13 protein-coding genes are annotated in these 14,152 nt (G+C 59.5%); 5 read left to right on the forward strand and 8 right to left on the reverse strand.

Annotated features, from left to right (window positions below; translation table 11 throughout):
* Positions 1-13: 13 nt before the first annotated feature.
* The 3 genes from SB753_RS24355 to SB753_RS24365 all read right to left on the reverse strand — a co-directional run bounded on the left by SB753_RS24355 (position 14) and on the right by SB753_RS24365 (position 1,977).
* Positions 14-544, reverse strand: a complete 531-nt coding sequence (locus SB753_RS24355; RefSeq protein WP_087751903.1) for a hypothetical protein — start codon at positions 542-544, stop codon at positions 14-16.
* A gap of 217 nt (positions 545-761) precedes the next feature.
* Positions 762-1,241: a DUF1348 family protein gene (locus SB753_RS24360; RefSeq protein WP_087751902.1), complete on the reverse strand. Its 480-nt coding sequence runs from the start codon at positions 1,239-1,241 to the stop codon at positions 762-764.
* Positions 1,242-1,281: 40 nt separating this feature from the next.
* Entirely contained in the window at positions 1,282-1,977 is a 696-nt protein-coding gene (locus SB753_RS24365; RefSeq protein ID WP_410802248.1) for a TetR/AcrR family transcriptional regulator, read from the reverse strand.
* Positions 1,978-2,084: 107 nt separating this feature from the next.
* Here SB753_RS24365 and SB753_RS24370 point away from each other — a divergent pair, with 107 nt between their 5' ends.
* Positions 2,085-2,735, forward strand: a complete 651-nt coding sequence (locus SB753_RS24370) for a YceI family protein (protein ID WP_410802250.1) — start codon at positions 2,085-2,087, stop codon at positions 2,733-2,735.
* A gap of 48 nt (positions 2,736-2,783) precedes the next feature.
* On the opposite strand, the gene tdh is transcribed toward SB753_RS24370, so the two are convergent.
* Positions 2,784-3,815, reverse strand: a complete 1,032-nt coding sequence (gene tdh / locus SB753_RS24375) for an L-threonine 3-dehydrogenase (protein WP_410802252.1) — start codon at positions 3,813-3,815, stop codon at positions 2,784-2,786.
* A 12-nt stretch (positions 3,816-3,827) separates the two neighbouring features.
* Positions 3,828-5,027 (reverse strand): glycine C-acetyltransferase, encoded by a 1,200-nt coding sequence (locus SB753_RS24380; protein WP_088175449.1) that lies wholly within the window; start codon positions 5,025-5,027, stop codon positions 3,828-3,830.
* A 164-nt stretch (positions 5,028-5,191) separates the two neighbouring features.
* Between SB753_RS24380 and SB753_RS24385 the strand changes: the two genes are divergently transcribed.
* The 3 genes from SB753_RS24385 to SB753_RS24395 all read left to right on the forward strand — a co-directional run bounded on the left by SB753_RS24385 (position 5,192) and on the right by SB753_RS24395 (position 7,491).
* Positions 5,192-5,830: an XRE family transcriptional regulator gene (locus SB753_RS24385; RefSeq protein ID WP_310070022.1), complete on the forward strand. Its 639-nt coding sequence runs from the start codon at positions 5,192-5,194 to the stop codon at positions 5,828-5,830.
* 124 nt (positions 5,831-5,954) lie between these two features.
* Entirely contained in the window at positions 5,955-6,353 is a 399-nt protein-coding gene (locus SB753_RS24390) for a DUF2471 family protein (RefSeq protein WP_410802254.1), read from the forward strand.
* Positions 6,354-6,408: 55 nt separating this feature from the next.
* Positions 6,409-7,491, forward strand: coding sequence for a tyrosine-type recombinase/integrase (locus SB753_RS24395; protein WP_410802256.1), 1,083 nt, complete (start codon positions 6,409-6,411; stop codon positions 7,489-7,491).
* A 59-nt stretch (positions 7,492-7,550) separates the two neighbouring features.
* Here the strand turns inward: SB753_RS24395 and SB753_RS24400 are convergent, their stop codons facing one another.
* Positions 7,551-8,756 (reverse strand): DNA-binding protein, encoded by a 1,206-nt coding sequence (locus SB753_RS24400; RefSeq protein WP_410802257.1) that lies wholly within the window; start codon positions 8,754-8,756, stop codon positions 7,551-7,553.
* Between the two features lie 1,812 nt (positions 8,757-10,568).
* Here SB753_RS24400 and SB753_RS24405 point away from each other — a divergent pair.
* The gene (locus SB753_RS24405; protein WP_088175454.1) at positions 10,569-11,915 is read left to right on the forward strand and encodes a replication initiation protein; all 1,347 of its coding nucleotides are present in this window, start codon (positions 10,569-10,571) and stop codon (positions 11,913-11,915) included.
* Between the two features lie 81 nt (positions 11,916-11,996).
* Here SB753_RS24405 and SB753_RS24410 read toward each other — a convergent pair whose 3' ends face one another.
* Together SB753_RS24410 and parA are read right to left on the reverse strand one after the other, a co-directional pair.
* Positions 11,997-13,055, reverse strand: a complete 1,059-nt coding sequence (locus tag SB753_RS24410) for a ParB/RepB/Spo0J family partition protein (protein WP_310070033.1) — start codon at positions 13,053-13,055, stop codon at positions 11,997-11,999.
* A gap of 24 nt (positions 13,056-13,079) precedes the next feature.
* Positions 13,080-13,742, reverse strand: coding sequence for a ParA family partition ATPase (gene parA / locus SB753_RS24415; protein WP_027779030.1), 663 nt, complete (start codon positions 13,740-13,742; stop codon positions 13,080-13,082).
* Between the last annotated feature and the right edge of the window lie 410 nt (positions 13,743-14,152).

Here is a 14,152-nt window from a genome sequence, read left to right on the forward strand (position 1 = left end):
GCACGAGTCGCGGCTAGAACTTCACCTTCACCTGGAAGCCGATAGTGAACGGAAGGTCGTCGGATGGAATCGGCGGGATGACGATGAAGTTCGCACCGACGCGCTTGTACTCGACCATGACGAGCGGGGCGAGCACTGGCCCAATCGTATGGTCGCGGCCGAGTCCCCAGTTGCCGTAGTTATAGCCGGAGATGATGCCGCCCATCGCCGCGATTCGCACAATGCCCCAATGCAGGAAATCGGGTGACCAGACGCCGCCGCCGTAGTACGACGGCCGGCGCAGCGAATTGCGGAAACCGCCCGCCGTCAGCGCCCATTGATTGTTGAGCCAGCATTCGACGCCAAGCCCCGGATTGAACTGCTCGAAATGCTTGTCCGGGTCGGGATTGATGTGATACGAGCCGAGCATGGCGTCGACCCAAACGCCGCCGTCGCACCAGCTGCCCGCGTGCGCTGCCGATGTCCCGGCGAGGCCCGCGACGAGCGCGAACAATGTGTGGCTGATGTGCTTGCGGATGTCCTTACTGATCTGCCGAAGATGCATGTCCTCTCCACCACCGGTCGAGCGCCGGCGTGATGCTGTTTGGTTTTTGTGCGTGCCGCCCGTCGCGCACTGTACCGCAAGCCACTCATGCGATGTTGAAGACGCACTCGGGCTTGCGGGCACAAGACGTGCCGGAAAGCGGCAGCACAACCATAACGGAGGACTGATGGCAAAGCGGTGAAGGCGACGCGCCCGCCTTCACGTTGCGTGGAAATGTCTAGAGCCCGAGATCGGAGAGACCGGGATGATCGTCGGGACGGCGGCCGAGCGGCCAGTGATACAGCCGGTCCGCTTCACGAATCGGGAGATCATTGATGCTGGCGTGACGGCGCGCCATCAATCCGTTTTCGTCGAACTCCCAATTCTCGTTGCCGTATGAGCGGAACCAGTTGTTCGAGTCGTCATGCCATTCGTAGGCAAAGCGCACGGCAATGCGATTGTCGGTGAACGCCCACAACTCCTTGATCAAACGATAGTCCAGCTCCTTCGCCCACTTGCGGCGCAACAGCCCGACGATTTCCGCGCGGCCATTCGTGAACTCGGCGCGGTTGCGCCACACGCTGTCCGGCGTGTACGCGAGCGACACGCGTTCGGGATCGCGGGTGTTCCAGCCGTCTTCAGCGGCGCGTACTTTCTGGATCGCGGTTTCGCGCGTGAACGGCGGCAGCGGCGGGCGGCTTTCGATTTGATCGGCCATGAGATTCCTCGCTAATGGTCAGATTGCGGTGAGGTTACGGTCAGGTTGCGGTCCGCCTGGAAGGCGGGGACTTACTTGCAGATCGAGGTGAGGCTTTCCTGCTTGAGGACGTCTTGGGCTCGCCGCCTGATTCAGCGTCTAGCAAAGTTTGAGCGACGGCTTGCGCGTCGAGCGCGGCATCAGGCTCGCCGCTTACGAGTGCAACAGCGATCGCACCGTCGAGCAACACTAGCCATTGCCGCGACAAACGCGCGGCGCGCCTTGCATCCACGTTCGCTTGCTCGAAAAACTGCTCGCATTGCGTTCGCACAAATGCAAGCAGACGTTCCTTGTGTTCCCGCGCGACGACACGGATCGGGTCTTCTGCCGAAGCGATTTCGCCGGCCGCGTTCAAAAACGCACAGCCGTGAAAGTTCTCCGACGCGAACCATTCGCGCAATACATCGAACATGCCAAGCAGGCGTTTGCGCGCGCTCGTGCCGCCGCGCTGCTGCGTGCCTGCGATGAACCAGTTCATCCAGCGTTCGTCGCGTCGTTCCAGCGCGGCCGCGACGAGCGCGTCTTTCGATTCGAAATGTGTGTAGAAGCTTTTACGCGCGGTTCCTGACTGCTTGACGATCGCATCCACGCCGGTTGCGTGTATGCCTCCGGCGTAGATCAACGCTTCCGCGGCGTCTAGCAGTCGCTCGCGTGGGCCAGGCGCCGCCACTTCTTCAACATGAGTATGAGTAGCCATGTGCGAAGAGTAGAACGATCATTCTCCCTCGTCAAGTTTTTCCCCATTTTGCGTGCGGCTGCCGCGAACTGTTATCTTGGGCGAGATGAGTCAACCGGAAGCTATTGATGAAGACATTTATAGGCCGCGCCGTTGTCGTGCGCGCTTTGCTCGCTGCAAGCTTTCTCTTTGCAACGGCTTGCACGCCATTGCAAGTGCTCACGCATTCGGTCAGCCAGAATGAGGCGCGCGTGCCGGTTGGGCGCTACGACCTCGACCATGACCATTGCAGCATCACATTCGACGTCGAACACTTCAAGTATTCGCGCTTTACGATGCGCTTTGATCGCAAGACGGGGCAGTTGGACTGGAAAGAAGGCGGGCTGGAGCGGAGTAGTGTGTCCGTTACGATCGACGCCGCGAGCATTGACACGAATGTGCCGCTGCTCGACAAAATGGTGAAAAGCCCGAGCCTGCTAGACGTGGAGCGCTATCCGGAGATCCGTTTCGTGAGTACGAAATTCGAGCGCACCGGCGAAGCTCGCGGCACCTTGACGGGCGATCTGACTATTCATGGCATAACGCAACCCGTCACGCTCGACGTCACCTTCAACGGTTTTGCACCCGACCCGCTAACGAAAAAAGACACGCTCGGTTTTTCCGCAGAAGGGCATATCAGCCGCGCGAAGTTTGGGCTCGCGACATGGTATCCAGCGGTCGGCGACGACATTCACGTGCGCGTTCAGGCCGAGTTCGACAAAACGCCCGCAGGCGCTTGAGCACGCTGCGGGCATGTCTGACGCGGCGCGCATTGCGCCACGTGTGTGTTATGCCGAGGTCCAGTCGAGAATGACCTTGCCGCTTTCGCCGGACAGCATGGTCGCGAACGCTTGCTGATAGTCGTCGACCTTGAAATGGTGCGTGAGGATCGGCGACAGGTCGAGACCGCTTTGCAGCATCGCGACCATCTTGTACCAGGTCTCGAACATCTCACGTCCGTAAATGCCCTTGATTTCAAGGCCTTTGAAAATCACCTGGTTCCAGTCGATCGCCGTTTGGGCAGGCGGAATACCGAGCAGCGCGATCTTGCCGCCGTGGTTCATTGCTTCGAGCATGCCGGTGAACGCGCCTGGAACGCCGGACATTTCCAGGCCAACATCGAAACCTTCGGCCATGTGCAAATCGGCCATCACGTCGCGCAACGATTCACGAGAGACGTTCACGGCACGCGTCGCGCCCATCTTACGAGCGAGTCCGAGCCGATAATCGTTGATATCGGTAATCACGACGTTGCGCGCTCCCACGTGCTTCGCAATCGCCACGGCCATGATGCCGATCGGCCCGGCACCCGTGATCAGCACGTCTTCGCCGACCAGATTGAACGATAGCGCGGTGTGCGTGGCATTGCCGAACGGATCGAAGATCGCCGCGAGGTCGTCGGAGATCTCGGGCGAAATCTTGAACGCGTTGAACGCAGGAATCACCAGATACTCGGCGAATGCGCCCTCGCGATTTACGCCGACTCCCACCGTGTTACGACACAGATGCCGACGCCCGGCGCGACAGTTGCGGCAGAATCCGCAGGTAATGTGACCTTCGCCCGACACGCGGTCACCAATCGAAAAGCCGCGTACTTCCGCGCCCATTTCGACGATCTCGCCGACGTACTCATGACCGACATGCATTGGCACAGGAATGGTTTTCTGCGCCCAGTCGTCCCACTTCCAGATATGAATGTCGGTGCCGCAAATAGCGGTGCGCTTGATACGGATCATCACGTCGTTATGGCCGACTTCGGGCACTTTGACGTCAGTGAGCGTGAGACCGGGCGCGCGCTCGAGTTTTGCCAATGCTTTCATATGCGTCCCGTTTCAGATGACACCAAGTTCGCGGCCGACGCGCGCGAATGCATCCACCGCGCGGTCGATCTGTTCTGTTGTATGCGCCGCGCTCATTTGCGTTCGGATGCGCGCGCGGCCCTTCGGTACGACCGGGAACGAAAAGCCGATCACGTAGACGCCTTCGTTCAGCAATGCATCGGCCATTTTCGAAGCGAGTTGTGCGTCGCCGAGCATCACTGGAATGATTGGGTGTTCCCCGGGCACGAGCGTGAATCCAAGCGCGTTCATCTTGTCGCGAAAGTGTGCGCCGTTCTTGCGCACGCGCTCGCGTAGCTGTGCGCCTTCGTCGCTTGCGAGTAGTTCGAGCACTTTCAGCGATGCCGCCGCAATGCTCGGCGTCAGCGTGTTGGAGAACAGATAGGGGCGTGAACGCTGCCGCAGCAAGTCCACAATTTCTTTGCGCGCGGCGACATAACCGCCCGAAGCGCCGCCGAGTGCCTTGCCGAGCGTGCCGGTAATGATGTCGACGCGCGACAGCACTCCACAATGCTCTGGTGTGCCGCGCCCGTGTTCACCGATAAACCCAACGGCGTGCGAGTCGTCGACCATCACGAGCGCGCCGTAACGGTCCGCGAGATCGCATATGCCGGCGAGGTCGGCGATGATGCCGTCCATTGAAAACACGCCGTCGGTGGCGATCAGCTTGTAGCGCGCGCCTGCGGCGTCTGCCTCTTGTAGTTTCGCTTCGAGATCGGCGAGATCGTTGTTCTTGTAGCGGAAGCGCTTCGCCTTCGAAAGCCGCACGCCGTCGATGATGCTCGCGTGATTCAACTCGTCGCTGATAATGGCGTCGTTTTCGTCGAGCAGCGTTTCGAAGAGACCGCCGTTTGCATCGAAACAACTCGAATAGAGAATGCAGTCGTCGGTTTGCAGAAATTCGGCGAGCGCGCTTTCGAGTTGCTTGTGCACGGTCTGAGTGCCGCAGATGAAACGCACCGACGCCATGCCGAAGCCGTCGTTGTCCAGGCCCTGCTTCGCCGCCTCGATGAGCCGTGCGTCGTCGGCAAGTCCCAGATAATTGTTCGCGCAAAAATTCAGCACGCCTGTGCCGTTGGCAAGACGAATGTCGGCCGATTGCGGGCTGGCGATCACGCGCTCGCTCTTGTAAAAACCGTCGGCGCGGATCTGCTCCAAAGTGCCGCGCAGATGGGCGAGATATTGTTCACGCATGAACCGGGCTCCTGAATGGGTGATAGGCGAGTGCGAGACTTCCACCGCTTTGGGCACGCGCGACATGGGCGGCCACGAAGCGACCTGCTATAGTCGGCTGTCAGTTTTATCGGATTTTTTCGTTTTTCCGAACTAAAATCCGGTATGTCGAACAACTCTAAACGATGGATCTGGAAATGGCAAGCTCGGGTAATCGCCGTGCGGCGGCAGGCGCGGCGTCCGCTCCCCATGCAGTCGCGGCTCCTGCGATCGCGGCGCCACCGCGCGTCGGGGAACAAATTCAGCGCTTGCGCGCAGAACGGCGCATGACGCTCGACGATCTGTCGCGTGCGGCTGGCGTGTCGAAGTCGATGCTTTCGGAGATTGAACGCGACAAGGCCAATCCTACGATTGCGGTGGCCTGGCGGTTGACCAACGCGCTGGGAGTGAGCCTCGACTCGCTGTTCGCGCCGCAAAAGACGCCGGAAGCGATCGCCGTTGCCGGTCCACACGAAATCCCCACGTTGAGCGGGCACGATGCGAAGTATCAACTGCGGGTGTGGGGGCCGATCGAGTTGGCCGGCAAATTCGAGTGGTACGAGTTGACGCTTCAACCGGGCGGGGCGCTGGTGTCCAATGCGCACGAGCCCGGCACGCGTGAACATCTGACGGTGCTGCAAGGATCGATTGAGATTGAGGCAGCCGGCACCGCCAGGCGCCTGAAAGCTGCGGACACCGCGCGCTATGTGGCAGACGAGCCGCACGCGATCCGCAATGCTGGCAAGGGTGAGGCAAAGGCGCTGCTGGTGGTGATCCACGGCTGAGCGGCTGACTCACCGTCAGAATCTTTTCAACCGTGAGGGGATCGCCGGCTGCGTCGGGAAGTGTGAAAGGTTGCGTCGAACACTGTATATTTGTACAGTACAGGGTATCGATTGGAGCCGATGAATGAACGACCTGACGACCGAGACAACTGACCGCGCTGTGGCCGCGCTGCGCTATCAGACCGCGGCGCGCGATCTCGAATATATCGTCCGCAATATTGCTGCGCGCTATATCGCGCAGCAAGTGCCGCTCACCTGGCGCCTGCTGCATGCGATCGAGGCGGAGGCGCTGGCTGACCTTGGATTTGCCAGCCGCCATGACGCGATCATGCTCGGTCTGTTTCAACGTCCGTCGGATCTTCCTTATCCGGAAACCGACGAGGGCGTGGACTTCGGCACGTCCACCGCGCTACCCGCGGTGTTTGCATTTGCAGTCTCCGCTTATGAGCAGGCGGCTCGCAGCGCCGCGACGCGCGCATCTCAACCTGCCGCACATAAACGGGCAAGAGCTTGGGGCGACTGACCGTCAGCCTGGACAGGCGAGTCTACAATGTGCGCAACTAACTGAACGATCGCGCATGTCGCCTCCTCATTTATCCGATCCAGTTCCGCGCCCGGATCCATCCACCGATCTTTTCGATCAGCAACGCGAAGACTGGCGTCGCGATCCACAAATCGCGTTCGACGCGTGGCTTGCGAAGCAGCATTTCAGGCGTTCGTCAGCGCAGGTTTATCAGGCGCAGTGGGGACTTTTTCTCGAGTGGTTGGCCGCGCGTCAAAAGACGCTGGTTACTGTCGATACGCAGAGCATCGCGGACTTTGTCGCCGGCCTGGATATTCGCAAGCCTCAGCGCGTGCGTTACCTACGTTTGATTGAGCGCGTGCTGGATCATGTGCGTGAAGTCGAAGCATCGTCGACCAATCCGGCTCGCTTCATCGCCCAGGATGGCGAAGCCGCATGGCGCAACGCACGCGAGAACGAGCCGACCGGTTTTCTCCATCATGCCGAACGGGCTGCATTGATCGCGCATGTGTTTTCGCCGCTACAGGGACTGTCTAAAGCGCAGCGCTGGAAAGAACTGCGCGACCGCGCATTGATCGCAGTGTTTCTCGGCGGTGGACTGAAAACCGGCGAGGCCGCGGCCCTAGCGGTTAGTTGCGCGGCACCGGGCTCGCCGTGGTTGACGATTGACCCGACAAACCCAGCGCTCATGCGGCGCACTCGGCTAGCGCCTTTCGCGTCGGCGATACTCGAAGCATGGCTCGCCGAGCGGCGCCTGGCGGACCTTGCCGGCGATCTGATTTTTCCTGCGTCGCCTTCAGGCAGGCCGATGCACAAGGCAACCATGCTTCGTGCCGTCGATGCACTCGTCGAAGCGGCAGGCATTGCGGCGTCGCGTACATCGCGCGCCAGTCCGCAAACCTTGCGCAACACGTTCGCTGCTGATCTGTTCGAAAGCGGAGTAGAGGCGGAACTCGTCGGACAATGGCTCGGATTTGTGCAGGCCGTGTCTGCGAATCGTCTCTATCGAGCCTGGCAAACATGGACGAAACAGCAGAATCCAGACGCCATACTCGAACCGGATCCTGCCGCGCCGCTGTTGCCAGAACCTCGCATGAACGGGCGTTTCACGAGGACGCCGGGTGCGGCGGAGTCCTGAAACCTCTCACGTTTGGCCTCCCGAATTTCCTCACCTTTGACGTAGGCGGCGCCTTCGTTTCATGCCTGTGCAGAAAGCGAGTTGCTGGATAAGAATCGGCTTACCGCTTCCAGTCGCGAATCGCCGAGCCCCGAAGAATGCTCGCACTCCGGACACTGCAGTTCGAACCGGTGATCGACCTGCGAGAGTTCGGGCTCACCTTCGTCGCACTTCGGGCAGCGCAGCGGCAAGCGCACGTGGCCGTCCGCTGCGGTTCCAATAGTTCGCAATTCATCGCTCGAGAGCCGGCCGCCTTCAACTAGCGAGCACAGCAAACTGCCGATTTCCGGGTCGATGCCCTGCTGGCCGCGCAGAGCCGCAAGTTCTTTTGTCAGCGCGTCGACCTCGTTCGACTGCTCGCGTAGTTGTGCGTCGAGCCGGTCGCCCCGCGCCTTGGCCGCCGCAAGTTGCTGAATGAACTCGAATTCCTTCCGACTCGCATCGCGTACGCCGGACTGATAGGTCGCGGCCATGCTGCGCAGCGAATCCAGTTCGACAAGCATCGGCTTCACCCGGCGCTCGGCCTCGGCGACCGCATCTTTGATCTGCTGCGCGTAGTGTTCGGTGCTTTGGCGCAATTCCACGTGAAGCGCGTCGATGCGATCGCGCAGCGTCGCGTTCGTGGCCTGTTCCGTGTCCAGGCGTTGGCGGAGCGTTTCGTTTTCGTGTTCGAGCCGGCGCACCGTTGTTTGCAGACCTTCATGGTGGGCAGTGCCGTGCGTAGTGACGGTGGACAACTCCGCCTCCAGCGCGCGAACGCGTTCCCATGCAGCTTCCGCCCGTTGTTCACTGCGCTTGATTGCGTCTTCCGAGGCGTCGCGACGGATTTCCGCCTCGCGTGCGCGTTGTTCCGCCGCGGCAATTTGCGAGCGCGACTCTTCCCGCTCGGCGTCCAATGTGGTGCGCGCGTGGGCGACGGCTTCTTCGAAGAGCGCGCCTAGCAATTCGCCGGCGCGCTCTTCCAGAGCTTTCGGGATGGCACCCGCGCCAACCTTGACGCGCGACACATTACGAATGCGTTCCCAGAAGTGGTCGATGTCCTTGGGTATGTCGCTCGCGCTGCCGGTCTGAGTGAGATCACGTACGGCTGCCATGGACGGCCGTATGCCCAAATCGAAAAATAGTCGCTTGCATGCATGTAGCGACAATTCCTGGCGGCGGCTGCCGCGAGATCGCATGGCGTCAAGCTCTTCGCGAATGGCTTGACGTTCGTCGTCCACGTTCATATTTGGGCTCACTGTTGTGCTGACTGGACGAATAATAACAATTTACGTAGCAAACGATACGTTTTTGTGAGGTTGGTCTGTGTGGAGGCTGTTCTTAGTCAAGGAGGGCTTATTTTTCAGACATAGAGTCACGTGTGCAGCAATTCTTCGTGAAACAAAACTAAGAACCCCGCATAACTTATTGTAAACAAAGACAGTTTGTCAGCCGCGGTTTGATAGCGCACTGTTTCACGATACGCATCACTACAAGCGATCGACGAGTGTTTCTATCCGAGAGCTCTCTTGGTTTTTTGGCTAGAGAGTAATAAAAGTAAACACCTTTGAACCCAAGTTAAAAACGTTAACGCCAAAGCAAAGCCTTGCCTGGCGGGGCTTTCCGAGCAGCAAGGTGAAGCTTTCCGGGAGAGTTGGTGAGGTTATGCGGGAATTGGGAGTGATGGGGTTCGGGAAGCGTGGTGAGCAGGTCCGGGATGTATCGTGAGCGGGTTCAGGGGACCCCGCTGAAGGAGACGTCAGGACAAGGTGAGTTTTTGCGGGAGCGCTTCGGCTGGGAGCGCCCGGCAGGCCTCGCCAGCGACTCGTGAAGCCGTCAGGATCAAGGTGAGCACTCTCGGGAGGGTTGCGACGCCCTCTTTTTGACCCTGTTCGAGCTGCGAAAAACCTCGTGGTGAGCGAAGACGGGAGAAAACGCAGATGAAAGGTGAGGCTTTACGGGGCTTGGCTGGCCGTTTTGCCTTTATTTTAGGCATTTGAAGCCCAAGGTGAGCTTTTGCGGGAGCTGTTCCCGCTTCCGGCGCATGTTTTTCCGCATGACAGTGAAATTGCCATGCAGCGGCGATGCAAAGGTGAGCAAATCCGGGAGTTGGTCGCCATGGCGACTAATCATCTCCAAAGTCGACCGAGATGACGTGAAAGGTGAGAGTTTTCGGGGCGCGTTTCGGGCGGTTTTAACGGTAAAGGTGAGGGAATTCGGGGGCAACAGGCTGCTCATCGGCTGGAAAAGTCCTACCTGCGGACTTTGGCCGGTAGTTGAGCGGTGGCATTGGGATGCCGACGGTGAGAGTTTTCGGGAGCGTCCAGGCCACCATTGCACATCGAGGGAAATTGCAATCTGGCCTAAAGGTGAGATTTTACGGGAGCCGCTACACCGGCGAAGTTCAACATCGAAGCCATTTTTGTTCGATATAACCCATTGAAAACAAAGCATAAATATCGCTATTCCTGCAAAGGTGAGGCTTTTCGGGAGGTGCATGTGGAAGACTTGCGAACATGGTGCCGCGTTCCAAGGTGAGGCTTTTCGGGACGATTTTGAAGCACTTTTATCGCTTCGCCACGGGGGAAGCCGCGCCGTTTGGAGCATTGAACCGATCCTAAGGTGAGCTTTTTCGGGGACTCGCTAATCGGGTTGCGATTGACGACGCTATTTCGGCCCCTCTGCGCGGCAATTCTGTCGAAGATGTCCAACGCACATGGTCACGCACACCCCGGTCTCTCTATATGGCGAGGGGATCACAGCCCTTGTGACCTGCATGCACGTTAAGGCAAAGGGCGAAAAAAATTTTGAGGTGAGGAGGTTCGGGATATCGCGCTCGCCGTCGAGCCGACGCTCCAAACCTCCCGATTTTCCGCAGCCCGCGACACTAAAAGGATTGCCGAACCTGGCGCCGAAAGAGAAAGGTGAGAGTTTTCGGGAGTCTGCGGAGGTGAGTCGCGTCGCGTAAACTCGCTTCACCCGCAATGGTGAGAATCACGCTATAGACGGGTATCACCACAGTCGGTATGCTCTCGCCAAATCCCTCCTTGACCATACGCATGGCCACGAAGCGCGCCAAGAAAACCGATGTAGTCAGCCCCAGTTCGGCGGAATTGCGCAAGGCCGTCGAGGCAATCGCTATTCAGCCGAAGAGCGGCAAAATCACGCTGCTGACGCGCAAGCTGTTCAATGTGCTGCTCGCTGTCGCGCAGCAAGCCGACGAATCGGGCGATACCTATCGCGCGTTACTGTCGGACATCGTCGCCAACTCTGCGTTTGATTCCAACGACACCGCTCTCGTCAAAGAGCACCTGCGCCGGATGGTTTCGGTTCAGGTCGAATGGAGCACTGGCACGTCCAGCCAGAAGCCGGGCCGGAAGTGGGGCATCTCCACGCTGATCGCAGATGCGGAAATTCTCGAGGATCCGACCACGCGCCGGGTCTGGGTGGAATTTTCGTTCGCCCCGAAGATCAAGAAGAAGCTGCTCGATCCGGTTCAGTATGCGCGTCTGAGCCTGCAGTTCCAAAGCCAGTTGCGCAGCAGCGCCGGCCTCGCGCTGTACGAAATCTGCGTGCGCTATCTGACCAATCCAAGCCATCTGACGATGCGCGAGTCGTGGGAATGGTGGCGCCCTATCCTCTCCGGCACGCCGGACACGGAAGCGGGCGACGAAGCAAAGCGCGAATACAAATATTTCAAGCGCGATTATTTGCGGCCGGCAATCGCCGAGGTGAACGCAGTCACAAATATCTTCGTGGAGCTGATCGAGCACCGCGAGGGCCGGCGTGTCGCCGAGATCCAGTTTCGCGTGACCGAGCGCAAGCAGCCGATGCTGGCTCTCGACGAGCATCCGAACGTGTTCGATAGCACGCTCGTGGATCGGATGGTCAAGATCGGCATTCCGCTGAAAGAGGCGCAAACGCTTTACGCGGACAGCGAGGAAAACCGCATCCGCGCGGCTTTGCAGATGACCGAGCAACGGATGCGTAGCACGTCGCTGCCGCCGGTACGCAGTGCGCCGGCGCTGTTCAAGGACGCGCTGAAGAAAGGGTACGCACCGCCTGTCGAGACCGCGGCATCCGGTGGTAGCGCTAAGGCCGTCGCGGCTCCCGCGGACGATCTGAAGGCGCGCCTGTTGGGCGAGTATTCCGCGTATCGTCGCAGGGAGGCACGCGAGCTCTACGACGAGCAGGGTGAGTCCGAACGGGACATCGCACGGCAGTCGTTTGAGGAAGAAGAGTTGCCGGGGCTCGGCGCCCATATGCGCGACGACTGGCGTCGCCGGGGACTCGATTCGAAGATCGTCGAGACGGCGTTCTTCGATTGGCTGGCTCGCAAGACGTGGGGCGAGCCGACCGACGGCGATCTGCTCGCTTTCACACTTAGTCAGTCGCGCGCTGCCTGATCAGTCGGCACGCTGCCGGCAATTCTGGACGCGGCGGCGCATCTGACGGCGGCCGCCGCCAGACCGCTTATTGAGCGACGATTACTTCAACATCTTTTCGATCTGTCGAAGAATGTCGTCCCGCTTTTCACGCGTGAGACCCTTGAGGCGCAATTCGATGCGGTCCTCTCCGTAGGTCTTCAGGTCGCCGACCGACACTCCGTCGAGCTTTACTTCCAGCCGCTGCGCATAGCGCTGGCGACCTGCCGGCTTGGTGCTTTCCTGCGCAGTCGCTCTGCCCTTGACGATGTCGGCGACCTGCCGCGTGCTGAGGTCGTCAGAGAGGATCTTGTTGATCAGACGCAGCGTCGCGTCGGCACCGCGAGCCGCGTGATAGCGGCCTACCTGATACGCCATGTTGGAGCCGAAACGGTCAGGCCGCGCAACCATCTCATGCATGACTGCTTCGGGCAACTTGGCAATCGACAACGCCACGGCCACCGTCGACTCGTCCAAACCAAGATGCTCAGCCAGCTCCTTCTGGCTCTGGAAATGGCGGTCGTCCAGGAAGCGTTTCCAGACCACCGCATTGTCGAAGACTGTCTGCGAATCTCGCTGGACGTTGAGATCGTAGCCGAGCTTGTAGCTCTGAATTCCAATTGGCAGATCGATAACGATCGCCTTCACTGATTCCTTGTTTGCTTCCTTCAACGCCCGCACACGTCTACCGCCGTCGCTGACGAAGTAGGTGCCGGGATTGTCATAGTCAGGAATGACGTGGATCGCCTGCTGTTGCCCTTGCTTCGCCAGATTGACGGCGAGCTCGGCAATCGATGACTTCACGTAGAAGTGCCGCGGATTGAAGGGGCTCGGCTTGATCGTTTTCAGCGCAAGCTCGATGACCTGACCCGGGCGATATCCGTGTTCAATTCTCCATGCACGGTAGGCGGCGGACTCGTTTTCGGCATCGACGATGTCGAGGCCCGAATCGGTTTGCGGGACTATGCCCGGAAGCGGTCGCACGGAACCGTCGGGGGCCTTCGATGCATTGTTCTTGACCAGCCCATCAATCGCGTTCAGTCGATCTAGCGCCGTTCGCTTCTCGCTACTGGTCGTATCAGGACGTGCTTGAAAGCCTTTGGCAAATTGGGAGGGTTTCATTCAGGGTCCTTTATGCGCATAAATTTACGGGAGCAAGGCGGCGATCTCATTCGCGCACGCCCGTACTTCGATGGCGGCGAGCTTGGCGCCGCGATCGCTCATCTGTAGCACTGTTTGACCCAATGCCATTGCCTGCTTGTAGGCTTCGCGGGTAGGAATCTGGGTCTTGAGGAGAGGAAATCCGAGCTCTTCTAACGCACGCTTAAGCTCGCGCGTCAGCATGCGCTTTTCTTCCGTCTTGTTGAGCAGGAAGACTGCGCGCAGGTCTTCGTTCATGACTTGCGCCTGCTGGACGAGTTTGACTAAGCCAATGCTCGACCAATAATCAGCGGGCGACGACGACGTCGGGATGACCGCAACGCTCGCCGCGAGCAGAACGACGCCTGAGACTTTTTCCGTAATGGAAGGTGGGCAATCGACGACGATGATGTCGTAGTCGCCAACGAACTTCTTGATCTCACGGTGAATCTGGCTGCCGGCTTCGGAAAGATTGACGACGGGGAACGGTATGCCGGTGTCACCGTCGGAGGATGCGCTGGCCCAGTGGATCAATGTGTTCTGACCGTCGGCATCCACGACCAGGACTCGCTTTCCTTTCTCGTGAAAAGCCGCCCCGAGATGCATCGCGATTGTGCTCTTCCCGACTCCACCTTTTTGCTGAGTTACCGCGATGATTTCAGCTGCCAATGTTCACCTCTCTTTTTTAAGCGCAGATGGATTTTACCTGGAAGAATTCGTATTTCAATCGTTTCTTTTGAATCGCGATGGAATTAGCCGTTCAGCTAGGTTTATGCGCATAAAGATGATTGCCGGTGCCGTGCCGTGCCGTGCCGTGCCGTGCCGTGCGGTGCCGTGCGGTGCCGTGCGGTGCGGTGCGGTGCGGTGCGGTGCGGTGCGGTGCGGTGCGGTGCGGTGCGGTGCGGTGCGGTGCGGTGCGGTGCGTGCGTGGGTGGGTGGGACGCGACGCGACGCGAAGTCAGGCGCGGCGGGGACATAGGTGGACACATGCGTAGTCGGGCGGATCATCGACGCTTGTGAGCGGGTCAGTTTGGCGTAATGCCAGTCGCGTCGCGGCGGCTACCCCGGCAACTTTATGG

Origin of the sequence: Paraburkholderia sp. SIMBA_053, assembly GCF_046534895.1 — a bacterium.
GTDB classification, from domain to species: domain Bacteria; phylum Pseudomonadota; class Gammaproteobacteria; order Burkholderiales; family Burkholderiaceae; genus Paraburkholderia; species Paraburkholderia caledonica.